This is a genomic window from Candidatus Leptofilum sp., assembly GCF_965223285.1.
Classification (GTDB): domain Bacteria; phylum Chloroflexota; class Anaerolineae; order Promineifilales; family Promineifilaceae; genus Leptofilum.
Map to the genome: position 1 here is coordinate 971626 of NZ_OZ244997.1, position 23073 is coordinate 994698.

Consider the following 23073-nt stretch of genomic DNA (forward strand, 5'->3'; position numbering starts at 1 on the left):
TATTTCGTGACGAAAATTAATCGCCGCACTTTCTTAAAGCTGCTGCCAACCGTGCCTTTTGCCAAAGTTGCCTGGCCTGCTGTGGAAACGGCCGTAAACAACACCATCAATCCGGCGCAAAGCAGTGACCAACCCAACATCCTGTTCCTGGTCTTCGATACGCTTACGGCACAACATATGTCTCTGTATGGTTACAACCGGGAAACGACTCCCCACATGGCCCGCTTCGCCGAAAAATCTACTGTCTTCCACAAGCATGTAGCTGGCGGCAACTTTACCTCACCAGGCACCAGCACCCTCATGACAGGCACTTACCCCTGGACGCATCGCGCCATTCAGTTGCATGGTCTGGTACACAATGAATTTGTGCAGAAAAATATCTTCTCGCAAATGCCAGATAATTACCATACCGTAGCTTACACGCACAACTTGCTGGTGATGTCGCTGCTGCACCAATTCCGGGGCGATTTAGACCTGTTCAAAAAGACGCGCGAACTGTGTCTCTCTGACGGTCAATTTTCAGATCGATTGTTCTTTGATGATTACACCCACGCTTTTTGGGCGGAAACAACGGCCCTGCAAGGCGGGGCGACGCCACCCGGTGCCTTGTTCCTCTCTTTGCTGGATCGATTTGCCAACTTTGCAGAAACGCGCGGTTTTGAACAAGAATTGGCTGAACTTTACCCGCGCGGGGTTCCCAATTTGCATACGCTCTCCTTCTTGCTGGAAGACGCCATTGATTGGATTGAAGAGCAAGTGGTGACGATGCCGCAGCCATTCATGGGTTATTTCCACCTGCTGCCGCCGCATGAACCATACACGCCTCGTGCCGAGTTCATTGACATTTTCACCGATGGCTGGCAGCCGACCGAAAAGCCGAAGCTGTTCGGCTCACAGCATATGCCGCAGGCAGCCCTGAACCGGGAACGACGCCTGTATGATGAGTTTATTGCCTTTACAGATGCGGAATTCGGCCGTTTGATGGACAACCTGGAACAGCAAGGAGTATTCGAGAATACCTACATCGTTCTCACCAGCGATCACGGCGAGCTATTTGAGCGTGGCATTCGCGGGCATGTGACCCTGACGCTGTACGAAGGCTTGAACCATTTGCCATTGGTCATCCACAAGCCGGGGCAGCAAAGCCGGGAAGATGTTTTCCAGCGCACCACGGCCGCAGATATTTTGCCCACGCTTATGCAGCTTACGGGGCAATCCGTGCCAGACTGGTGCGAAGGCGCCGTGCTGCCTACTTTTGGCGGCGCAGAAGCACCCGAAGATCGGTTTGTGTATGCCGTTGAGGCCAAGAGTAACCCGAAGTATGCTGCGCTAACGGAAGCAACCGTTGCCATGTACCAGGATGATATGAAGCTGATCCGTTACTTTGGTTATACCGACGACGACAAGTATGAACTGTATAACTTAAAAGACGATCCCGAAGAGTTAAACAATATTTATGAGAGCGAAAAAGGGTTGACAGACGATTTAACAACTGCTTTGAAAGACAAAATTTTCGCTGAAAATGCACCTTACCGAGGTGAGTAAAAAAACCGCTTATTAGAGGAATATTTTCGATGATTGCACACGTACAAAACTTATTCCAATTTCGTGAACTTATAGGCATGTGGGCTTTCCGTGAAATTCGGGTGCGCTACAAGCAGTCGCTACTAGGTGCCGCCTGGGCAATTTTACAGCCGCTTGCTATAACGTTAATGTTTACGTTTGTCTTTTCCCAAATTGCCCGAATTGAAACAGAACAACCGTATCCGATTTTCTCCTACACGGCGATGTTACCCTGGACGCTCTTCGCCACTTCTATTAGCTTTGGTGTCAATTCGCTCATCAACAACATGAATTTGGTGACCAAAACGTACTTCCCCCGCGAAGTGCTGCCTTTGGGCGTAATTGGTGCGGCCTTGTTTGATTTTCTCATCGCCTCCAGCATTTTTGTGCTGTTGTTGATCTATTATGAAATCCCAGTGACGATTCACTTTTTGTGGATTCCGGTTTTTCTAATTATCCAAATTTTCTTGATGTTGGGCATTATATTGATTGGCTCGGCCATCACTGTTTTTTATCGGGATATGCGGTTTGTTGTACCGTTGGGCTTGCAGCTATGGATGTATGCCACCCCTATTATTTATCCGATAAAGCTGGTGGATGAGGCCTTGTCACCTACCTTGCGTACTTTGTATGCACTGAATCCGATGGTAGGCATTATACAATCATATCGCAACGTGATTTTGGAAGGTGTGCCGCCGAATTTTAGCGATTTGGGCTTGGCTGCGGCCGTTTCTATCACGCTGTTTATTGTGGCTTACATTATTTTTAAGCGCCTGGAAGTTTTGTTTAACGATCTCATTTAATTTGAACCCTCTTAGCATACGGTTCCATAGCAAGATGAATTGTAGGTAATTGATCGTATGTTGTTTCAAGATGACCACTGCCACAGCTTGGCAGTTCTTTGTAGGAGGCATGGATGAAACCTGCTGTAAGATTTGAAAATGTATCGAAGCGATATGAATTGGGCACTGGACAAACCAGTATTAAGCGTCTGATAACGAAACCGTTTAAAAGAAACAAAGCTGTACCAGAAAGCCAAATTTTGTGGGCCTTGAAGGACGTGAGCTTCAATATTGAACCTGGCTCGGCGTTGGGCTTGGTGGGGCCAAATGGATCTGGCAAGACCACTTCGCTCAAGCTGCTCTCGAAAATTACGTTTCCGTCATCGGGGAAGGTGCATATAAACGGCCGTATCTCCGCGCTCATTGAGTTGGGTGCTGGTTTTCACCCAGATTTGACCGGGCGAGAAAATGTTTACCTGAACGGTGCCATCTTGGGTATGAAAAAAGAAGAAATCGACAAGCGGTTTGACCAAATTGTAGATTTCTCTGGCATAGATCGGTTTATTGACACCCCTGTGAAGCGATACTCTTCCGGGATGTATGTGCGGCTTGGTTTTTCTGTAGCAGCACACGTAGAGCCTGATGTGCTGCTGGTAGATGAGGTGTTGGCCGTTGGGGATGCCCAGTTCCGCCAAAAATGTGCCCGCCGCATTGAAGAGCTGCAGGCCATCGGCACTACCATTGTTTTTGTAGCCCACAATCTCTATTTAGTGCGCAGCGTTTGCGACAAAGCGGTCTTTTTGCTGAAAGGTGTTGTGCAGCAGCAGGGTGAAGTGGATGAGGTACTGAACAATTACGAAAATTGGCTGATTGAGCAGCAAATTAAGTCAGGCGGCACGCCGGCAACGGCCATGCGCGGCAAAATTGCGGGCCATTCGCAGGATGTGGCGATTCAGGACATTACTGTTCACAATTTAAATAGCGGTTCAACTGAAGATTTTAAATATAACGATGCAGCCGAAATTCGCGTGCATTACAAAACAAATAAGCCAATTCAGGACCCCAATTTGGTGGTACGCATCACGCGGGCTGATGGCGCAACCGCAGCCATGATTCGCACGGCCGATTATGGTCTGAAGCTGGATGATTTGGAAGGTGAGGGTGTCATTTTGCTGAAAATGGATCAGCTTCAGCTGGCGACGGGTGGCTACGTACTGAACGTTTCGCTGTTGGGCCCCATTGATGGCGTGGCACTGGCCTGGGGCAACTCTCGCTGGATTCAGGTGTCTGGCATTAGCCTCGGGCATGAGGAAAGCAGCGGCATGTTTGTACCCAGAATTGCCGCGGCGGGTGTGCAAGAAAAGCGAAATGTGATTGAAATGGCGCAGGAAGCGGTTTCGTAGAGCGTCTTAAAACGAATTTGTAATTCTGATACTGGAGATTGGAGATTAGAGATTAGAGGTTCACTTAATCTCCAATCTCCAGTCTCCAATCTTTTTAAGTCATGACTGCTGTAACCAAGAAAACTGCAATTGAAACGGCCGTATCTCCCAAAACTGGTTTGCGCGTGGCCTACGTCATGCAAAATGTGGGTGTGGATTTAGCGGCTGAGGTTGGCCAGATGATGCTGATTCGCCAAACGATTCAAGGTTTGGAGCAGCGCGGTCATCGGGTAGATTTGCTGAATTTGCAGGGGCACGAGGTGGTTGCTTATCCAAATTTGGCAGATTTAAGCCAGCAGCAGCGAGTGGTGTTAGGTTGGAGTGGCAAACGGCCGTATCAACTGCTTGAGGGTGGTTTGCGGCGGCTGCGCGGTGCATTAAAGTTGCCTTATTTGGCTGGCTTTGACTCGTGGCGATTTTATGAAGCGTGCGTCAATGCCTTGCCCAGCTACCAAATTTGCCACGAATATGCCGGACTGTTAAGCGTTGGCGCAGCTTACGCGAGCCAAAAAACAAGCACCCCGCTGGTGCTTACGGTGGATGCCGATTTGCTGCTGGAAGCCGACGTCATGGGGGAACCAATCACCGGAACGCGACGGAAAGCGGCACAGTGGGCTGCCAGCAAAAGTTATGAACTGGCCAACCAGATTGTAACTGTTTCTGAGCCCACCAAAGCCAATCTGGTTGAAAATTGGGGCGTACTGGCCGATAAAGTCAAAGTGATTCCCAACGGCGTGAATGTGGCTCATTTTCAACAACCAGTAGACACGCGGCAGGTTCGGGCGGAATTGGGTCTGGGTGAGGCACCAACCATCATGTTTGTGGGTGGCTTCCAGATGTGGCACGGCTTGGACAAGCTGCTGGAGGCCGTTGCTGTAATCAAAAATGTGTTGCCGGAAGTGCGGTTGTTGCTAGTGGGTGATGGCCCGGCACGGCCGTTTGTGGAAGACAATATCTATCGCTTGAACCTGGAAAAATATGTAACCATTACTGGTTTCTTGCCCCATGCCAAGATTCCAGAGCTGCTAGCGGTGGCCGATGTGGTAACGGTACCTTATCCAAAATTGCCGCAAGAGATGTGGTTTTCGCCGCTAAAGCTATACGAGTATATGGCCGCTGGGAAGGCAATTGTAGCGTCAAGTGCCGGGCAAATTAAAAATGTCATCCGGCATAATGAAAATGGCTTGCTGGTGGCACCGGGCGAGGTAGCCGATTTGGCGGATGCCAGTTTGCATTTGCTGCAAAATGAGGCTGAGCGCACGCGGCTAGGGCAAAATGCCCAACTTGAAGCAGAAAAAGAACACGCCTGGGCGCGCCAAATTGAACGGCTGGAGCAGGTTTATGAAGCTGCTCTGCGGAGCCGATAATCACCATGTCTGGGATTGTACCTTCTCCACAGACGTCGCGGGCGGAACGGCCGTTTCCCTTGCAGGTTCGTTGGCTATCTGTACGCTCCGTCCTGGTGTTGATGACGCTGCTGGAGTTGGGCTGGCTAGCGGCCATCTGGCTAACCGGGGCAACGGCGGCTACACACAAACTGCTGCCGCTGATGATTGTGACTATCATATTGGGTGGGTTGATTATTCTCCTACCGGATCGTTTTTTGAACTGGCTGCCGCTTGAAAACGGCCGTATTGCCCACAAAGAAACACACATCTTGTTAATCATTGGGCTGGTTTTTGGGGTGCTGCTCATTTTTTTTGCCGCCGAGCAGCGCATCTGGACGTTTGACGAAGAAGGCAATTTGTGGGCCGCAACGGCCGTTGCCAATGATGGCATCGGCGCGCTCTTTGAAAATTATGATCGCCGCCCCTGGCTAGGTAAGCAGCACCCACCACTGGTGCCAATCATGTACGGCCTGGGGATGAATGTGCTAGGCACCTCCCAACTTGCCGGACGTACCATGACCGTGCTGTTTGCCTTGGGAACAGGCTTGCTTACCTACCTGATAGGCCGTCGCCTGTTTGATCGCCAAACTGCCTTGTTGGGTACGCTACTGTTATTTAGCTTCCCCCTGGTGTTTCGGTTAGGTGCAGCGGCGATGGTGGAAATGCCGCTCACCTTCTTCTTTACGCTCACGGTGCTGTGCACCTTAAGATTGGCAGAAAAACCGTCAGTTGGCCGCTTGCTTCTGGTAGGATTGACCATCGGCGCGGGTATGCTCTCCAAATACACGATGGTTTTTGTGTTGCCGTTGGCATTTGGCATTATGGTTGTACAGCAATCATTTGGGCAAGCTGTGCGCTACTTTGGTGCGATGGGACTGGTGGGGTTGGCCGTGTTGGTAGGCTGGCTGCTGTTTGCCAATCAGCTCAATGTGCTTCAGCGGCAGCTAGCGACCGTGTGGGAATATGCTGGGCTGGTGTTAACAAATGAGTACGGCCGTAACGTTCTCTTTGAAACAATGACCAACCGCCTGCCTTCCGGGTTGGGAGTTTACAACCTGCCACTGTTGGCATTGGGCGGTATCGCTGTACTGAATCAGCGACAAAAGGCTGACTGGATTCTTTTATTTTGGACGCTTAGCGTGTGGCTTCCACTGTCACTCACATTACCTGACCACCGCTACTTTTTACCTTCGTTCCCGGCATTGGCGTTAATGGCTGCGCTTGGATTGCAGCAAATTCCCAATGGGAAACGCGCTCAGGGAACAACGAGAGGATTGTTGCTGGCACTGTTTTTGGCCGTTAGCACCTTGTACTTGTATGTAGATTGGGTTCGGGTGGCCGAGCTCTTTGTAAAGTGAATGGTATTGTGTGATGAAAAAGACAACTTTGATTTTACTGATTTTGCTAACGATAGGACTGATCTGGGCAACGGCCGTTCCCTCCACCCAGGCTCAGGATGAATCGCTCCTTTGGACAGTACCCCGGCTACTTTCTACGCCTGGCATCTTTGAAACGAGCGAAACTGAGATAGTTTCAGACCCTCACGGTTTTATCCACATCTTTTGGACAGAAACCAATCCTGAAGACGGCATCACCTCCCTTCAATACGCTTCTTTTGATGGCGTTGCCTGGTCGCAACCCAACGACGTTTACGCCTCTGCTCCAGACATTGATATTATTTCGTTTGCTGCGGCTTTGGGGCAAGATGGGACCTTGCATTTGACATGGTCGGAGGGCAATACAGGTCCAATTTTTTATACAAAAGCACCAGCTCTGGAGGCTTACTCAGCACGTGTTTGGGATCGTCCCACCTCCTTTGGTTTTCCTGCTTATCGCATGAAGCTGGTTGTTGATAGCAAGAACGTACTCCACTTAATGTTCATCAACTTTTACGGACAAGAGCCAGGGGTTTATTACACACGTTCCGCCGATTTTGGGGATACTTGGCTGACAACGGTTTGGATCGACCCCGATATTCCCACCTATGACACACCGAATGTGTTGAAATTCCTGATTGATGATAAGGATGGTCTACATGCCTCTTGGTATTATGCGGCCACTGATCTGTCTAGCCCCTTAGGTGAATGGGTTCGCTACGTCAACTCTTTTGATGGCGGTGTTACCTGGTCTTCTCCATTTTCGGTCGATCGGGCGGATGATTCGGTTGACGAGCTGCGGCAGCCGTTCCCTGGTTTAGCCGTCTCCGGTGATACCGTACACATGGTGTATGCAGGCAACAATGACACCCAGCGTGAGCATCGTTACTCGTTGGACCGGGGTGTTACCTGGAGTGAAACGGAGCGCGTGATGGGCAATTTGCAAGGTCAGGCACTCGGTGATGGCTTTGCAAATGATAGTTTGGGACGGGTCCACTTTTTTGGTCAGATTCGTTGGCCACAGGGTGTATATCACACCACCTGGGACCCTGCTGATCCAGAAGCAGGCTGGACAACGCCGCAAATGGCGTATGTTATTTCTCGCAGTCCAGAAGAAGGGCGTGAGGGTCGGTACCATGCTCACTCAGTTCGGGCAGGTACAATCAATGGCAACATTTTGGTGGTCACGTTCACCGATGAAGCGACTGGCCCACTGTATGTCATTTGGCGCAAGCTCGAAGATGCGCCCGAAATTGCGCCTTTGGCTATGCCTACAGCCACCCCAACGCCAGAGGCAACTGCCACACCAGCAACAAATGTGACACCAACACCAACACCGCCCCCCTTTGCTGGAACCGATCTGGCTGTTCCAGAAGCCCCACCGAATGCTGGGTTAGGTATCTGGTTGGGTGTTTTGCCTACGTTGTTGCTCATTGGGGGCATCTTTGGTTTTCGCATGTACCGATTGCGAAACAGTTGATGGAAACAGGAGACGACTCAACAATGCGCGAAAAAATTCGGTCGGTTCAAAATCGGCTATTAGCAAAACAACATGAGATGAAAAAGGACCGACAACGTCGGCGGTTCAACCCGGAAGGGAATTCTGCGCCAATCTTCTTGGTGGGATGCGGCCGTTCTGGTACATCTATGTTTATTTGGCAGTTAGATAAATCATGGCAAATTAAGCTATATAACGAAGATCATCCAGACGCATTTGATGAATATCGGCTGCGTGACTTTAGCGTGGTGGCTCGCCTAACAGAAGAGAGCAATGCGCCCTTTACACTATTCAAACCCATTTTGGATACCGTGCAAACGATGGAATTGTTGGATCATTTTCCTGGTTCTAAAGCGATTTTTGCGTTTCGCCATTACACGGACGTGATCAATTCGTCACTGAAAAAGTTTGGTACTTACAACCGCATTAACCATGTGAGGGGGTGGATACTCGAGGATTTTGCCGAGTTTGATGTTTGCCCGCCCCCGGATGCAAGCAAAGAGCTGGTGCGGGCATTGTGGGCAGATGATCTTTCGCCGGAAGAGGGTGCTGCGCTTTACTGGCTTTTCTACAATCAGCTTTATTATGATTTAGGACTTCATGATGACCCCCGCACGATTTTGATTCGGTATGAAACGTTGGTGACAGAGCCCCGGCGGCAGTTTGAGAAAGTGATTGCCTTTTTGGAGGCTGAATTTGAGGAAAAGATGGTGGAAGGCGTTCATGCCAAATCGATCAACAAAAATGATCCGCCATCGCTGCGTCCGGCCATCATCGAAGCGTGTGATGCGTTGTATGAAAAAATGTCCTGGCACGCTGCCTGATTTGATTGAAAATCTAGCATATGAAAATTGCTTTGTTGACCCACAAAATGAAACCCCCGCTGATTGGGGGTGTGGATGTGTACACAGACCGTTTGGGCCGTGGGCTGTTGCGCTTGGGACATGAGGTTGTGTATTTGGCATTTGATTCGTCCGGTGAGGGCAATGATATTGTTGTCGAGCCAGATAGTCACCATGACGGCACGGCCGTTCATCGTATCCTGTTCAATTTTGATTCCTTACCCAAAGAGACGTTCGACACGGTGTATAACCCGGACATGGGGCAGGTTACGCGCCAAATTTTGGCTGAAGAAGGGCCCGATTTTGTCATCATCCTGAATTTTTATATGCTGACTTTGGCGACGGTGGAGGCGGCAAAGTCGTTAAACATTCCAGTGGCGCATGTGGCAACCGATTTTGTGCCGGTGTGCCGCTGGGGGACGTTCATGCGCTGGGACAACCGCACCTGTGAAGTGGGCGAATCGGTGCAGACCTGTGCGTCATGCTTCATTTCGCATCGTGCGTTGGGCAAGGTGATGGGGTCTGTGATGGAGAAGCTGCCGGAGCAGACGGTATTGAACTGGGTGGAGAAAAATGCGAGTTTGCCGCATCCGCTGGGCGTGGTACGGCCGTTTCTCAACCATGCTTCTGTGATGAAGAGGCGACTGGGCAGGATACGGCCGTTGCGTCAGCAAATCGATCTCGTTTTGGTGCCCACCCGCTTTACAGAAAAGACGTTTATTGAAAATGGCTTTGCAGCTAAACAAATTCAATTCCTCCCCTTTGGCGTTGATCTAGACAACCCGCTTGCTAGCACGCCAAAAACCGAAGCAGATCATGTTCGTTTCATGTTTTTGGGACGGCTCCAGCCATACAAAGGTTTGCATCTGGTGCTGGAAGCGTTTAATAGCCTCCCAAATCCTAGCGGAGCGACACTCACTGTTTACGGCGCTCCGGACGGACACGATGATTATTTTGCCAACTTACAGCAGATGATGGACGCAAATCCGAATGTGCATTTTGCCGGGTTGATTCCACCCACTGAGTTGGCTGATGCCTTTGCCAACGCCGATATTTTCTTACTGCCCTCCACTTGGCACGAGAACAGCCCCCTCATTTTGCTCGATGCCTTGCAATCCAAGACGCCAGTGTTGGCAAGCGATATTGGCGGCGTCAGCGGCATTGTGGAGCACGACCGAAATGGTCTGTTATTTCCCCGCGAAGATGTAGCCGCGTTGCAGTTAGAAATGCAGCGACTTATCGAGCGTCCGGAACTAATTGCGCAGTTGCAAGCCGGTAGCCAGTTGCCCAGTATTGAGTCATATGCTCAGGTTATTGTGGAGAAAATGGCGGCGATTTTGCCCAAACAGGCTGGTGTGGCGTGAGTCGTGCGTTAGTAGTTGGCGGCAATGGCTTCATAGGTGCGCATTTGGTGCAAAAGCTAGTGGACAGTGGCTGGGATGTGACGGTACTGCACAAATATGAGCAGCCCCGTTACAGCAAGATGCCAGAGTCGGTGTGCTTTTTTCGGGGCGATCTTACGCAGGAATCACTCTTGGCAGAAGCGGTGAAAGGGCAAAGTGTCGTTTTTCACCTGTTGTGGACAACGACTGCCATCCATGAAGTTGCCAACCGCGATCCGGTGGCAGATGTGCAGGCCAATTTAGTGCCGACGATTCATCTCATTGAGGCGTGCCGCGCGGCTGGGGTGGGGCGGTTGGTTTTTACCTCATCGGGCGGGACGGTGTACGGCCGTACTCAAACCATCCCCATTCATGAGGACCATCCCAACAACCCTGTGAACGCTTACGGCGTGAGCAAGCTCGCCGTCGAGAAATATCTGCAGATGTTTAATCATTTGCACGATTTGGATTTTGCCATTTTACGGCCGTCTGTACCGTATGGTCCGTACCAAAATCCTCTGGCACGGCAGGGGGCAGTTGCCGTATTTTTGTATCGCATAGCCAAAGAGTTGCCCCTCACCATTTGGGGAGATGGCAGCGTTACCCGCGACTACTTTTACATCTCCGATTTAGTAGACGCATTAATTTTGGCGGGTACCAAAACCCTGAACAACCAGCGTATCTTCAACCTCGGTGGGGCAGAAGAAGTGTCATTAAACCACCTCATCACTTTGGTAGAAGAAACTGTTGGGCGCAAAGCGGCGGTAGCGTTCCGATCTGCCCGCGATTTCGATGCACCCCGCGTGTTGCTGGATACCCATCGTGCTGAGACAGTTCTAGGCTGGCAGCCGAAAGTGCCAATGAAAGATGGTTTGGCTAAAACTTGGAAGTGGATGCAAAAAACGATTTTATAAGATTTTGAGGACTGGCAGCCCTAATAGCTAGTTATCGGAAAATCAAGAAGTACAGGACTGCCAGTCCTGCAAACTAACTGAGTAAATTATGACGAAACCGAACATTCTTCTGTTAACGATTGATACCCTCCGCGCCGATACGCTGGGCTATGCAGGCTACAAAAAACCAATTACTCCCAACATCGACAAATTGGCTTCACAAGGAATTCGCTTTACCCAAGCGATCACACCTGGCTCGTGGACGCAAGCGGCCTTTCCAGGCATTATTACCTCTACCTATGCCTGCATGTACGGGGGGTGTTTGGGGCGGCTATCACCGGAACGGCCGTCTCCCGTCAAAATTATGGGGGATGAAGGTGGCTACGAAACGGCCGCATTCTCCACTAGCCCCCTCCTCAGCCGCACCTACGGCTACGATCGCAAATTCCAACGCTTTAACGATCTCAATCCGGGCGAAAAAAGCCCCAAAATTCGCGGCATTAAAGGTGGGCAAGCCTTATTGCGCCAGCCAATTGTTCATCAGATTGCCAAACTATTTGGCCAAAATTGGCGGCCGCCCAAGCTATACGCCACCGCCGCCGAGCTAAACGACGCGGCCATGCCCTGGCTAGCCAGCATTGGCGAGCCATTTAAGGCTTGGCTGCACTACATGGACGTGCATTGGCCCTACCATCTGGAAGACGAGCTTACTAAACCCAAAGATATTGCCGAAGCCTGGGCCGACCTCTCACATTTGCATGAGGTGAACTGGTACGGCGCACCCGTGTCGCCAGAGCAAAAAGCACGGTACATTCGCCTCTACGAAGAAGCCATCGCCTACACCGATGCCCAAATAGGCCGCCTCATGGATTTTTTGGATGAGACGGGCTTGGCTGAAAATACCATCATTGTGCTGGTTTCTGATCACGGTGAGGAATTCCTAGAGCGGCGGCATTGGGGGCATGTGGAGCTAAATCTGTATGATGAAATCCTCAAAGTACCCATGCTCATGCGAATCCCCGGCGTGTCGGGCAATCAGGTAATTGGACAGCAGGTCAGTACGATGGACATCATGCCCACGCTGCTAGAGTTGGCAGGCTGCCGCATCCCCGAAAAAGTGCTGGGTAAAAGTCTCGTTCCGCTGTGGGACGGCGATCCTGCCGACTATGGCGTGGAGGTCGCCATTGGCGAACGGTGGCGCGATACCTCCCACATGATCGCCGTCCGTACTGAAGAGTACAAATATATCTGGGACGATGCGAAGCCAAATGAGCCATTGCTGTTTGATTTGCGGCGTGATCCTGAAGAACGTCACAATATTGCTGCTGAACATCCTGATGTGGTGCAGGCGTTGCATCGGCATGTAGAAGCGCAGCTAGAGCGGATGCGCAGCACGGCTCCGGCAGAAATGTCGAAAGAACCTGTGCTGGATGAAGAGATCGTGGAGCGTTTGCGCGGTCTGGGCTACGTGGAATAGGCCAATGCAAAACTATCATTTCGTCTTGAGTGCACCATTTTCGCATTGGCTTGACGATTTCCGGTCATGCCAAATTTGTGTGCCCGTGCAGGAAATCGCTTAACCATGCGCGTTTTGTTTATCACGGCGTACTTTCCGCCTTGCCAATATGGTTGGGGCTACATGCGCATTTGTGAGCAGGTGGCTGATGGCTTGGCCGAGCGGGGCCACGATGTGGCGGTGCTGACCAGCACCTACCAGGATGGCCCGGAAGTAAAGCCGTACCCTGTCTATCGCCATCTGACCATTGAGCCAGATTGGTTGTTGCCAGATTCCCCTGCTAAACAATTTTTCTCTGGCCGGAAGCAGCGGGAGCGAACGGCCGTTTCTCACCTCCACCAAACCATTGCCAACTTTAAGCCCGATGTGTTGTTCATTTGGGATGCCTTTGGCTTGTCTGACGCCATGCTGCGCGAAGCTGAAGAATCTGACATCCCCGTTGCCTACTACTTTGCCAACTACCTGCCGGAATTTCCCGGCGGCTACGTGCATTACTGGTCTTCGACCAACAGTCACCCGCTGGTGAAGTTGGCCAAGCTGCCCATGTCGCTGCTGGCCAAAGCAATGTTGGCACGAGAAGGCAAGCCGATCAAGCTGAAGTATGAACATACCATCAGCGTGAGTGATTACGTGCGCCAACGATTGCTTTCACAAAACCTCATTGGGTCAGATGCGATTGTGGCTCCCAACGCGGTAGATTTAGCAATGTTCAGCGGTGAACCACGCCAACCAGAACCAGATGCGCCGCTGCGCTGCCTGGTTGCTGGCCGCGTTGCGCCAGAGAAGGGCATCCACACCATTTTGCACGCCTTTGGCAAGCTGCACCAGAAAGGCCAGTTACAAAATATCTCGCTGACTATTTTGGGCAAAGGGACAGATGAGTATAAGGAACATCTTAAGCAATTGGTGATACGCTACCAACTAGAGAAATTTACAAATTTCGCTGAGCCTGTCCCCATCGAAGCAATGCCCACTGTCCTGGCCGAACATGATTTGCTGCTGCTGCCGTCTGAGTGGGATGAACCATTATCTTGTTCCATGTTGGAAGGAATGGCAGCGGGGTTGATGGTCATTGGCACAACCAGGGGCGGCAGCGGTGAAGCACTTTTTCACGGCAAAACGGGTCTCACTTTCAAGGATGGCGACGCGGATGCTTTAGCCAAGCAGCTTTTGGTAGTGACACAAGATCGTAGCTTGGTGGCTCGTTTGGCGGCAGCGGGCAAAGTGGAAGTAGAAACCAATTTCAATATGGATGTTTCGGTTTCTCGTATTGAAGATTATTTAGCTAAATTGGTTGGGGTGGAAACGGCCGTTCCCAACATTACCTGATTCATATACAGAATGCTCTAAAATCTCTGTAGTCTCTGTGGCAAAAAACATTGAATGAATATCTTATTCCTGTCTCGCTGGTATCCTTTTCCGCCTAACAACGGCTCCAAGCTGCGGGTTTTTCACCTGCTGCGGGCCTTGGCGGCTAAGCACAGCATTACCCTGCTCAGCTTCCGCGAACAGCAGGAAGTAGTCGATACCGATGCGCCAGAAATTCGTTCCCTTTGCCACGAGATTCATACCGTCCCCTGGCCCCAATTTAACCCCACCAGCGGCACCTCCATTGCCGGGCTGTTCAACCCCAAACCGCGTTCTGTTTTAGATAGCCACTCGCCAGAAATGGCTAACAAAATCCAGCAGTTAATCGCTGAGAACCAGTTTGATGTGATTATTGCTTCGCAGGTTGGTACGGCAGGATACGGCCGTTACTTCCAAAACATCCCCGCCCTCTTTGAAGAAATTGAGATGGGCATTTACCATGAGCAATTAGCTCAGGCAGAATCCTTCAAATCTAAATTGCGTTACCGGATGACATTGGCGAAACAGACAAACTACCTGCGCGACCTGTTGCAATATTTCGACACCTGTACCGTTGTTTCAGAACCGGAGCAGGATTTGGTGAAAACGGCCGTGCCCGGCTACCAAAACGTCGAAATCATCCCCAACTGCATGAATTTGGCGGATTATGACCAGGTGCGCGTGCCGAAACGGCCGAATTCGCTCATCTTCACCGGCTCCTTTACTTACCACGTTAACCATCAGGCAATGGAATGGTACGTGGGTGAAGTCAACGCGCTGGTTCAGGCACAAATTCCAGATGTGCAGCTTAGCATCACAGGCGACCACGCCAATTCGCCCTTACCCCCAGCCAACAACGTCACCCTCACCGGCTTCGTGGATGACATTCGTAGCTGGATTGCCTCTTCTTGCGTTAGCTTGGCACCCATCTTCATGGGCGGCGGCACTCGCCTCAAAATTTTAGAGGCGATGGCGTTACGCACGCCCGTGGTTGCCACCAGCAAAGGGGCCGAGGGGCTGGAGGTAGAACATAGTAAACATCTGCTGTTGGCGGATACGCCGCAAGCATTTGCTGATGCGGTTGTTAGCTTACTGTGTGACCCTGCTCTGTATCAACAAATTGCCGAAAATGGTTATCAACTTATTGCAGAAAAATATGATTGGCCTTCCGTTACGCCGCACTTTCTCAATCTAGTTCAGCGGACGGCCGAGGCTAGAAAAGTATGACGTCTTTTATTCAAAAAACATTCCGCACAAGTGAAGGACGGCGTTGGCTCCAGGTTTTGGTCATGATTGGTGCCTTAATGCTCAGTTTGCTAATAGCTCAAACCAGCCCACAAATTTCTCTGTTGGTGGTTGCAGTTGCTTTGCCTATTGTAGCAATCGGTGCCTATCTTCTGGTTCGGCACCCGCCAATTGGCTTCTTGCTAATTATTGCTGTTTCAACCGTCATCAGTATTGATATTCCCCCAATTGGCCTCATTGCCACTTTGATTTTGTTGCTAACTATGTTGTGGATCGTAGACATGGTAGTGCAGCGACGTGAAATTAATTTTGTCAACTCCCCCACGATGACGCCGTTGGTGATGTTTACGGCCGTTGTCATTCTTTCATTCATTGTGGGGCAGTTGCCCTGGTTCTCCATTGCCCAGGTGCCAATTGATAACCAGATTGGTGGCGTAGCTATCTTCATCCTCTCTTTTGCTGCCTTCATTTTGGTGGCACACCAAATTCGTGACATTCGCTGGCTAAAATGGATGGTTTTCCTCTTTTTGGGGTTGGCTGGCCCTGCCGTATTCATTGGAATGCGGGTTTTGCCCGGCTGGCGGCAGCTTAACCAGCTATTGTTGCACCCTCAAACAACGGGTGGCAGTCTTTTCTGGTTATGGCTGGCTGCGATGACATTCAGCCAGGCGCTATTTAACAAGAAACTGGCCATGAAATGGCGAGGCATGTTGTTAGCCATTCTCATTGGCTATCTGTACTTGGCTTTGGGTCGAAATCGCGCCTGGACATCCGGCTGGGCACCAACGTTTGTGGCTCTATTTGCCATAATTTGGGTTGCGCGTCCCAAATGGGCCATGCCTATGACCATGGTGGGAGTAGCTGGACTCATTTTGCTCTTCCAGCCCATCTATAATGCCGTGTTCATTGGCGATAATGAATACAGTGCTGTGACCCGGCTTGAAGCGTGGCGAATTGTGGGTGAAATTATTAAAGTGAATCCCATTTTAGGGCTAGGGCCGGGAAATTATTATAACTACACCCTCCTCTTCCCGATTCTTGGCTGGTATGTAGAATTTAACTCACACAATAACTATGTTGATATTGTGGCCCAAACTGGCATCTTGGGACTGATCTGCTTCTTCTGGTTTGTTGTTGTAACCTGGCGGCTTGGTTGGCGGTTACGCAACCAGGTACCTGCCAATGGCTTTACCCAGGCGTTTGTTTATGGAGCACTTGGCGGTTTGGCTGGCACCGTTGCGGCTGGCATGTTGGGGGATTGGGTGCTGCCATTTGTTTACAATATTGGCATTTTTGGGCTTCGTTCAAGCATCTATGCTTGGCTATTTCTGGGCGGATTAGTAGCCATTGACCAGATACGTTTGGCTGGCGGCCATCTTGATTAAAACACATAACAGTGGCCGGGATGCCTTGGCTATTTTAAGAAGGTGAAAATATGTTAGATCAGTTATTTGCCGTAGCTGCAGAAGAACTGAAATACAGCTACCTCTATCTAAAACATCAAATTAGTAGCACCCATCAAAGCCGTGCCAAAGTCTTGGTCAATGGCAGCCCTAAATCCGGCACCATCTGGATGCTAAAAATGATTGCCTCTTTACTAGGCTATGAAGAAATTGGCAACTATTATGGTGATTTGCGAAGGTACCGCATCACACTTTCGTAAGGGCATTGTGGGGGATTGGCGCAATTATCTAAAGCCGGAACATATTCAACGGTTCAAAGAACTGTGTGGCTGGCAGCTTATTGAAATGGGCTATGAGCAGGATTTAGATTGGTCGTAATGGAAAAATGAAATTATCAATTGTTATTGTTAGCTGGAACACGAAAGATTTACTGGAAGCCTGTCTTAACTCTGTTTACGCGTATCCCCTTTACCAGCCATTTGAAGTGTGGGTGGTGGATAATCAATCGAAAGATGACACAGTGGCAATGGTTCGTGAGAAATTCCCACAGGTAGACCTGATTGCCAGTGAAGAGAATTTGGGGTTTGCTGGGGGCAATAATCGAGCAATTCCGCACTGTAGCGGCGAGTATGTGCTGCTGTTAAACCCGGATACAGAAGTAAAGCCAGATGCGCTTAACGAGCTAGTGGCCTTTATGGATGCTCAACCTGAGGCGGGTGCGGCTGGGTCTCGTTTGTTGAATGCAGATGGCACGCTGCAACCTTCTTGCCACCCACGACCTACTTTGAGCCGTGAGTTTTGGCGGATGTTTTATTTGGATAAGCTGGTTCCGTACGGTAGTTACGACATGGATAAGTGGGATATTACGCAACCGCGTGAGGTTGATGTGTTGATGGGTGCTTCGCTGCTGGTTCGAAAGAGTATATTGGACACGGTTGGCCTGTTGGATGAAGGGTATTTTATGTACTCGGAAGAGGTTGATTTGTGTTATCGACTGCAAAAGGCGGGGTGGAAACTGTTCTGGGTGCCACAATCTCAGGTGGTGCATTTTTGGGGGCAGAGTGCCAAGCAGGTTATGGCCGAAATGTTTTTGCAGCTTTATCGGGCCAAGCTACGCTTTTTCCGTAAGCATTATAGCTGGTTGACGGTTGCATTGTACAAAGTTGTTTTGGGATTGGCTGCCCTGCTCCGTTTGGCGTTGGCACCTTTGTCTTGGTTGCGAAAATCCGACACCAGTGGCTATCAGTTGCACATGGCGCAGCATTACGGCCGTCTGCTCATCACACTCCCCTCTATGTAAGGACAAAATTATGCGGATTTTGTTTCTAACTCAAATTATTCCTTATCCACCAAATGCAGGCCCGCGCGTAAAAACGTGGCATGTGCTGCGCTACTTGTATGAGCGTGGGCATGATGTGACGCTGGCTTCGTTTGTGCGTGAAGAAGAACGGCCGTATCTCTCCAAGCTAGACGAGGTGTGTACGGCCGTCCACACCGTGCCCATTAACCGCTCCCGCGTGGCAGATGTGGGGTATTGGTTGCAGAGTCATTTGTCGGGACGGCCGTTTCTGATTGAGCGAGATGATTTAAAAGGAATGCGCCAGTTGGTGCAGAATTTGCTAGCTGAACAGGAATTTGATGTGGTACATGCCGACCAGCTTACGATGACCCAATTTGCTTTGGATGCGAAGAAGGTGGGTGGGGTGAAACGGCCGTACATCATTTTCGATGCTCACAACGCCACCTGGTCTATTTGGGAGCGGATGCGCGAAAACGCTCCCTGGTTCCTCAAGCCAGTTTACCGAATTGAGGAAAACCGCATCAAACAGTATGAAGGGATGTTGGTGGAGCAGTTTGACCACACAATGGTGGTCATCGATCCAGATAAAGATTTGCTGCTAGCGGGCGTGAAAAATGGCAATACGGGCACTTTGGAAGCGCGTATCAGTTCCATACCCATTGCGGTTGACGCCGAGGTACTCCAACCCATTCAGCGTAAAAAGGGATCGCGCAATATTTTGACGTTGGGCACGCTGAGCTACCCGCCCAACGCCGACGGCATTCGCTGGTTTTTACAGGAGATTTTCCCGCTGGTGCAGCAACAGGTTCCAGATGTGACCCTCACCGTCATCGGTAAAAACCCGCCAGCCGATTTTGTGCAGATGGCGCAGCAGTCGGGCGGGGCGGTTGCGGTGACGGGGTATGTGGATGATTTAACGCCCCACATGGAAGCGGCCGCTTTGATGGTGGTGCCGGTACGGGCCGGTAGCGGGATGCGCGTGCGGTTGCTAGAAGCCTTTGCCCGCGCCATGCCAACTGTGACCACCACTATTGGTTTGGAGGGCATTATTGCGGAGGCGGACAAAGAGATTCTGCTAGCTGACGATCCGCAAAGTTTTGCCACCGCTACGGTCAATTTACTGAACGATCCGGATTTGCAGGAGATGTTGGCGGTAAACGGCCGTAAACTAGCCGAAGCTCGGTACGATTGGCGGGCAGTACTCAAGCAAATGGATGCCGTTTATGCACTGGCGGCACCCCAACCGGAGGCCACAAGCCATGCCTGACAAGATGAATGAGTTGCTGAAAAATCCCAAACGTTTGCTGATGGGTATTTTGGTTATCTCGGTGCTGCTACGGGTGTTTACCGGCATCGTTTTTTACGGAAATGAGATTCAGGCATTGCCCGGCACCTTCGACGAGGTTTCATATCACAATTTGGCACTGCGAGTGCTGGATGGGCATGGCTTTTCTTTTGGCGAGCGTTGGTGGCCCGGAACGGCCGCAAATGAACCAACGGCGCACTGGTCATACCTGTACACCGGGTACCTCATTGCCGTTTACGCGATTTTTGGTGCCAACCCACTGTTAGCCCGCATTTTGCAGGCGATTATTGTGGGTATTGTCATGCCGTGGTTGTTGTATCGGCTATCCTTCCGCATGTTTGCCCCGGCGGCGCGGGGCGATGGCATGTTCCGCTACAGGCCAGAGATGGCCCGCGCCCAGCGCATTGCCTTGCTGGCGGCTGCCATAGGGGCTATTTATATTTACTTTTTCTATTATACGGCAGCACTCATTACAGAAGGATTTTACATTTCTGGCATTTTGTGGGTGTTCGATACGGCCGTTTCCATCTCCCAATCCTCTCAGGTAACAACCAAACAGTGGGCAACATTGGGGTTGGCATTGGGCTTAACCATTTTGTTACGGCAGCTATTTCTGTTGGTGATGCCCTTTGTGTTGCTGTGGTTGTGGTGGGCCAAACGGCCGTCGCTTACCAGCTTCATTTTGCCGGTGGCAATGGTGGTACTGATGATAGTACCCTGGACTATTCGCAACTATCGTGCTTTTGACCAGATTGTGCCGCTCAATACAAATTCCGGCTTTGCCTTCTTTTGGGGCAACCACCCGCGCTACGGCACTCAGTTTATTCCCATTCTTCCCTCCGGCGAATATTACCGTATGATCCCCGAAGAACTCCAGGCGCAAGGTCTAAACGAAGCCGAAATGGATTCTGCATTGCTTTCTGAAGCCCTTACCATTATTACGGCTGAGCCGGGGCGATATGTGCTGCTTTCACTGAGCCGCATTCCCACCTATTTCATGTTTTGGCCATCTGGCGATTCCAGTACTGTCAGTAATTTGTCTCGGGTGGGCAGTTTTGGCCTTTTCTTGCCCTTTATGGTTTATGGGCTGTTCCTGACGCTGCGCCAATCATTTTCTTCCTGGCGAGAACGACTGGCTTCTCCATTCACGTTGCTTTACCTGTTTATGCTGGCTTACACGGGCATCCATGTACTTACGTGGACGCTTATTCGTTACCGCATTCCGGTGGATGTGATTTTGGTGATTTTTGCCGGGTATGGTCTGCTGGATTTAACCGAGCGGGTGTTGACAAGGCGTGGGGCTGCAGGGGTAACGGCCGTTTCCTGACCTCTGGTGTAAGGCCTATGGTAAGGTTTGCTCAGTACCATGCAGACCAAACCGGCGACCAGAAATTGAAAAAAGCCGGGGATGGAGTCACCTCAGCTAAACCGGCGCGCACACTCTATTTGACGGCTGAAAAGCAAAAGCCCTATGGGCAGATATGATCTGAATTGGGAACTTATCCTCCATGAATGTACTGTTTATTGTGCCTTATGTACCGAATCTTGTGCGGACACGGCCGTATAACCTCATACGTCATTTGGCTGCCAGAGGAAACCAGGTCACCGTCCTAACCATGTGGGCCAATGAACAAGAACGCGCCGATTTGGTTCACCTTAGAGAAATTTGCCACGAAGTTCACGCTATTCCCATGCCCTTGTGGCGTTCCCTTTTTAACAGTGTTTTAGCTTTACCCAACCCCAAAACACCCTTGCAAAGCGTTTATTCCTGGAAGCCCTCGCTGGTTTCTTCCATTAATGGCGATGGTACGTATGATGTAGTGCATGTAGAGCATTTGCGTGGCTCGCGTTATGGCCTCTACCTGAAACAGCACACCAATTTACCTGTTATTTGGGACAGCGTGGACTGCATTACCCACCTGTTTCGGCAGGCGGCTACGCAAAGCAAAAGCCTTAAAGGACGATTTCGTAGCTGGCTAGATTTAGACCGAACGGCCCGGTACGAAGGTTGGCTACTAGATAAATTTAACCATATCCTGGTAACTTCCCCAGTGGATCGAGAGGCGTTACTTGATTTAAGGCCAAAAGGCAGCACCCCGGCCCCGATTTCTGTCTTGGGTAACGGGGTTGATGTGGAACATTTTAGCCCTGATCCTAGCGTAGAACGGGAACCTGCTACGCTGGTAATTAGTGGCAAAATGAGCTACCACGCCAACGTTACCATGACCCTGTATCTGGTTAATGAGATAATGCCGCACGTGTGGCGGCAACGCCCAGATGCCAAACTGCTTGTTGTCGGTAAAGACCCCACTCGCGAAATTCAGGCATTAGCCGAAAATCCAAACATTGTGGTTACAGGCACTGTGGACGCCTTACCGCCATATTTACAAAAAGCAACTGTTGCCGTCGCTCCCATAACCTATGGGGCTGGCATTCAAAACAAGATATTGGAGGCGATGGGCTGTGGAACGCCAGTCGTTACCACGCCTCATGCTGTTTCTGCTCTGTGCATAGAACCAGATCGAGACCTTTTGGTGGCTGACACGCCAGAAAATTACGCGCAGGCCATTTTGTCTGTCATCGAAAACCCACAGCGACAAGAGGACTTAGGCAGAAACGGCCGTGCTTACGTGGAACAGTATCATCATTGGCCGAATGTGGCTGCCCGTCTGGAAACAATCTACGCTGAGGCTTTAGAAAATAGTTCACGCCAAGCATCGCGCCCTCTCAGCATGCAATGATGGCATTTATTGGAGTACAGAAATCATGATTATTATTCAGACCCCACTGCGCGTGAGCTTGTTTGGCGGGGGTACCGATTTTCCATCATATTATTTGGAGCATGGCGGCTGCGTGCTTTCTTCTGCCATTGATAAATATATTTTTGTTACCATCAAAAAACGGTTTGATGACAAACTCCGCATTGGGTACACCCGTACGGAGATGATTGATCGTGTGGATCAGATTAACCATGAGCTTATTCGTGAAGCTATGCGCCTGACTGGCATCGAAAAAGGCGTCGAAATCACGACAATGGGTGACATTCCAGACCAGGGATCTGGTTTGGGTTCATCCAGCACCGTGACTGTAGGTGCGCTACACGCCATGTATGCGTATAAAAAAGAGCTGGTTCTTACGGAACGGCTAGCAGATGAAGCCTGCCGCATTGAGCGAGAGATTTTGGGCAAGCCAATTGGCATACAGGATCAATACATTGCGGCCTACGGTGGCCTCCGCTTTATGAGTTTTACGAAAACTGGTGAAGTTATTGGGCACCGACTCGAGCTAAGTGAGCGCACAATGCGTCGCTTGAGCGACAATTTGCTACTCTTTTTTACCGGGGTCACGCGCAAAGCCGATACCATCCTCAAGGAACAAAAAACCAATATTAAAGACAGACTCTCTATCCTTTCAGAAATGAAGCAGATCGCTCACGCGGCTTGTGATGAGATTCAGAAAGAAAATATTGATGCAATTGGTACGCTTTTGCATGAAAGCTGGGTGCTAAAGAAGCAACTCGCCAGCCAAATTAGCAACAGTGCTTTGGACGACATGTACAACACGGCTCGCAAAGCAGGTGCTATTGGTGGCAAGATTTCTGGGGCAGGTGGTGGCGGCTTCTTGCTGCTTTATGTCCCACGTGGCCAGCAAGAACAGGTGCGTGATGCGCTGAAAGATTTCCAGGAGTACCCCTTTAAGCTAGGCCAGGATGGTAGTAAAGTCATTTTTGATTACCAACGTTAACAATAATTACCGAAAATCGTTTGTTTGACGGTAAGATTAGGGGTGT

20 protein-coding genes are annotated in these 23073 nt (G+C 50.4%); all 20 read left to right on the top strand.

Translation table 11 applies throughout. The features are described from left to right. The first annotated feature begins 6 nt into the window (after window positions 1-6). The 20 genes from ACOQPU_RS04765 (at window position 7) to ACOQPU_RS04860 (ending at window position 23027) form a co-directional block, all read left to right on the top strand. Window positions 7-1545, top strand: coding sequence for a sulfatase (locus tag ACOQPU_RS04765; RefSeq protein WP_420643982.1), 1539 nt, complete (start codon window positions 7-9; stop codon window positions 1543-1545). Between the two features lie 29 nt (window positions 1546-1574). Continuing rightward, entirely contained in the window at window positions 1575-2366 is a 792-nt protein-coding gene (locus ACOQPU_RS04770) for an ABC transporter permease (protein ID WP_420643983.1), read from the top strand. A gap of 113 nt (window positions 2367-2479) precedes the next feature. Then, window positions 2480-3748 carry an ABC transporter ATP-binding protein gene (locus ACOQPU_RS04775; protein WP_420643984.1) on the top strand — a complete coding sequence of 423 codons (1269 nt, stop codon included), beginning with the start codon at window positions 2480-2482 and terminating at the stop codon, window positions 3746-3748. Between the two features lie 101 nt (window positions 3749-3849). Continuing rightward, window positions 3850-5154 (top strand): glycosyltransferase family 4 protein, encoded by a 1305-nt coding sequence (locus ACOQPU_RS04780; protein WP_420643985.1) that lies wholly within the window; start codon window positions 3850-3852, stop codon window positions 5152-5154. Window positions 5155-5159: 5 nt separating this feature from the next. Then, window positions 5160-6533, top strand: a complete 1374-nt coding sequence (locus ACOQPU_RS04785; RefSeq protein ID WP_420643986.1) for an ArnT family glycosyltransferase — start codon at window positions 5160-5162, stop codon at window positions 6531-6533. Window positions 6534-6546: 13 nt separating this feature from the next. Next, window positions 6547-8031, top strand: coding sequence for a sialidase family protein (locus tag ACOQPU_RS04790; protein ID WP_420643987.1), 1485 nt, complete (start codon window positions 6547-6549; stop codon window positions 8029-8031). A gap of 23 nt (window positions 8032-8054) precedes the next feature. Next, a complete protein-coding gene (locus ACOQPU_RS04795) occupies window positions 8055-8873 on the top strand; it encodes a hypothetical protein (RefSeq protein ID WP_420643988.1) in 819 nt (272 codons plus the stop codon). 20 nt (window positions 8874-8893) lie between these two features. Then, complete coding sequence (locus ACOQPU_RS04800) at window positions 8894-10255, top strand: glycosyltransferase (RefSeq protein WP_420643989.1); 1362 nt, start codon at window positions 8894-8896, stop codon at window positions 10253-10255. After that, window positions 10252-11187 carry an NAD-dependent epimerase/dehydratase family protein gene (locus ACOQPU_RS04805; protein ID WP_420643990.1) on the top strand — a complete coding sequence of 312 codons (936 nt, stop codon included), beginning with the start codon at window positions 10252-10254 and terminating at the stop codon, window positions 11185-11187. The genes ACOQPU_RS04800 and ACOQPU_RS04805 overlap by 4 nt, the downstream gene beginning before the upstream one ends. 88 nt (window positions 11188-11275) lie before the next feature. After that, a complete protein-coding gene (locus ACOQPU_RS04810) occupies window positions 11276-12643 on the top strand; it encodes a sulfatase (RefSeq protein ID WP_420643991.1) in 1368 nt (455 codons plus the stop codon). 105 nt (window positions 12644-12748) lie between these two features. Further along, entirely contained in the window at window positions 12749-14011 is a 1263-nt protein-coding gene (locus tag ACOQPU_RS04815) for a glycosyltransferase family 4 protein (RefSeq protein WP_420643992.1), read from the top strand. Window positions 14012-14065: 54 nt separating this feature from the next. Next, on the top strand, window positions 14066-15256 hold the full coding sequence (locus ACOQPU_RS04820; protein WP_420643993.1) for a glycosyltransferase: 1191 nt from the start codon (window positions 14066-14068) through the stop codon (window positions 15254-15256). Further along, the gene (locus ACOQPU_RS04825) at window positions 15253-16659 is read left to right on the top strand and encodes an O-antigen ligase family protein (protein WP_420643994.1); all 1407 of its coding nucleotides are present in this window, start codon (window positions 15253-15255) and stop codon (window positions 16657-16659) included. Before ACOQPU_RS04820 ends, ACOQPU_RS04825 begins: the two co-directional genes overlap by 4 nt. 50 nt (window positions 16660-16709) lie before the next feature. After that, entirely contained in the window at window positions 16710-16937 is a 228-nt protein-coding gene (locus ACOQPU_RS04830) for a hypothetical protein (RefSeq protein ID WP_420643995.1), read from the top strand. Next, window positions 16900-17055, top strand: a complete 156-nt coding sequence (locus ACOQPU_RS04835) for a sulfotransferase domain-containing protein (RefSeq protein ID WP_420643996.1) — start codon at window positions 16900-16902, stop codon at window positions 17053-17055. The genes ACOQPU_RS04830 and ACOQPU_RS04835 overlap by 38 nt, the downstream gene beginning before the upstream one ends. 7 nt (window positions 17056-17062) lie before the next feature. Next, the gene (locus ACOQPU_RS04840) at window positions 17063-17977 is read left to right on the top strand and encodes a glycosyltransferase family 2 protein (RefSeq protein WP_420643997.1); all 915 of its coding nucleotides are present in this window, start codon (window positions 17063-17065) and stop codon (window positions 17975-17977) included. A 10-nt stretch (window positions 17978-17987) separates the two neighbouring features. Further along, window positions 17988-19244, top strand: a complete 1257-nt coding sequence (locus ACOQPU_RS04845) for a glycosyltransferase (RefSeq protein WP_420643998.1) — start codon at window positions 17988-17990, stop codon at window positions 19242-19244. Next, a complete protein-coding gene (locus tag ACOQPU_RS04850; RefSeq protein ID WP_420643999.1) occupies window positions 19237-20610 on the top strand; it encodes a hypothetical protein in 1374 nt (457 codons plus the stop codon). Before ACOQPU_RS04845 ends, ACOQPU_RS04850 begins: the two co-directional genes overlap by 8 nt. A 181-nt stretch (window positions 20611-20791) precedes the next feature. Next, the gene (locus tag ACOQPU_RS04855; protein ID WP_420644000.1) at window positions 20792-22024 is read left to right on the top strand and encodes a glycosyltransferase; all 1233 of its coding nucleotides are present in this window, start codon (window positions 20792-20794) and stop codon (window positions 22022-22024) included. Window positions 22025-22049: 25 nt separating this feature from the next. Further along, a complete protein-coding gene (locus tag ACOQPU_RS04860) occupies window positions 22050-23027 on the top strand; it encodes a GHMP kinase (protein WP_420644001.1) in 978 nt (325 codons plus the stop codon). Window positions 23028-23073: the final 46 nt, after the last annotated feature.

Excerpts from the sequence above, each read along its gene's own strand:
- ACOQPU_RS04810 (WP_420643991.1), top strand. The coding sequence starts at position 11,276 with ATGACGAAACCGAACATTCTTCTGTTAACGATTGATACCCTCCGCGCC.
- ACOQPU_RS04830 (WP_420643995.1), top strand. The coding sequence starts at position 16,710 with ATGTTAGATCAGTTATTTGCCGTAGCTGCAGAAGAACTGAAATACAGC.
- ACOQPU_RS04825 (WP_420643994.1), top strand. The coding sequence starts at position 15,253 with ATGACGTCTTTTATTCAAAAAACATTCCGCACAAGTGAAGGACGGCGT.
- ACOQPU_RS04780 (WP_420643985.1), top strand. The coding sequence starts at position 3,850 with ATGACTGCTGTAACCAAGAAAACTGCAATTGAAACGGCCGTATCTCCC.
- ACOQPU_RS04860 (WP_420644001.1), top strand. The coding sequence starts at position 22,050 with ATGATTATTATTCAGACCCCACTGCGCGTGAGCTTGTTTGGCGGGGGT.
- ACOQPU_RS04815 (WP_420643992.1), top strand. The coding sequence starts at position 12,749 with ATGCGCGTTTTGTTTATCACGGCGTACTTTCCGCCTTGCCAATATGGT.
- ACOQPU_RS04795 (WP_420643988.1), top strand. The coding sequence starts at position 8,055 with ATGCGCGAAAAAATTCGGTCGGTTCAAAATCGGCTATTAGCAAAACAA.
- ACOQPU_RS04770 (WP_420643983.1), top strand. The coding sequence starts at position 1,575 with ATGATTGCACACGTACAAAACTTATTCCAATTTCGTGAACTTATAGGC.
- ACOQPU_RS04840 (WP_420643997.1), top strand. The coding sequence starts at position 17,063 with ATGAAATTATCAATTGTTATTGTTAGCTGGAACACGAAAGATTTACTG.
- ACOQPU_RS04850 (WP_420643999.1), top strand. The coding sequence starts at position 19,237 with ATGCCTGACAAGATGAATGAGTTGCTGAAAAATCCCAAACGTTTGCTG.
- ACOQPU_RS04835 (WP_420643996.1), top strand. The coding sequence starts at position 16,900 with ATGGTGATTTGCGAAGGTACCGCATCACACTTTCGTAAGGGCATTGTG.
- ACOQPU_RS04845 (WP_420643998.1), top strand. The coding sequence starts at position 17,988 with ATGCGGATTTTGTTTCTAACTCAAATTATTCCTTATCCACCAAATGCA.
- ACOQPU_RS04775 (WP_420643984.1), top strand. The coding sequence starts at position 2,480 with ATGAAACCTGCTGTAAGATTTGAAAATGTATCGAAGCGATATGAATTG.
- ACOQPU_RS04800 (WP_420643989.1), top strand. The coding sequence starts at position 8,894 with ATGAAAATTGCTTTGTTGACCCACAAAATGAAACCCCCGCTGATTGGG.
- ACOQPU_RS04790 (WP_420643987.1), top strand. The coding sequence starts at position 6,547 with ATGAAAAAGACAACTTTGATTTTACTGATTTTGCTAACGATAGGACTG.
- ACOQPU_RS04855 (WP_420644000.1), top strand. The coding sequence starts at position 20,792 with ATGAATGTACTGTTTATTGTGCCTTATGTACCGAATCTTGTGCGGACA.
- ACOQPU_RS04820 (WP_420643993.1), top strand. The coding sequence starts at position 14,066 with ATGAATATCTTATTCCTGTCTCGCTGGTATCCTTTTCCGCCTAACAAC.
- ACOQPU_RS04785 (WP_420643986.1), top strand. The coding sequence starts at position 5,160 with ATGTCTGGGATTGTACCTTCTCCACAGACGTCGCGGGCGGAACGGCCG.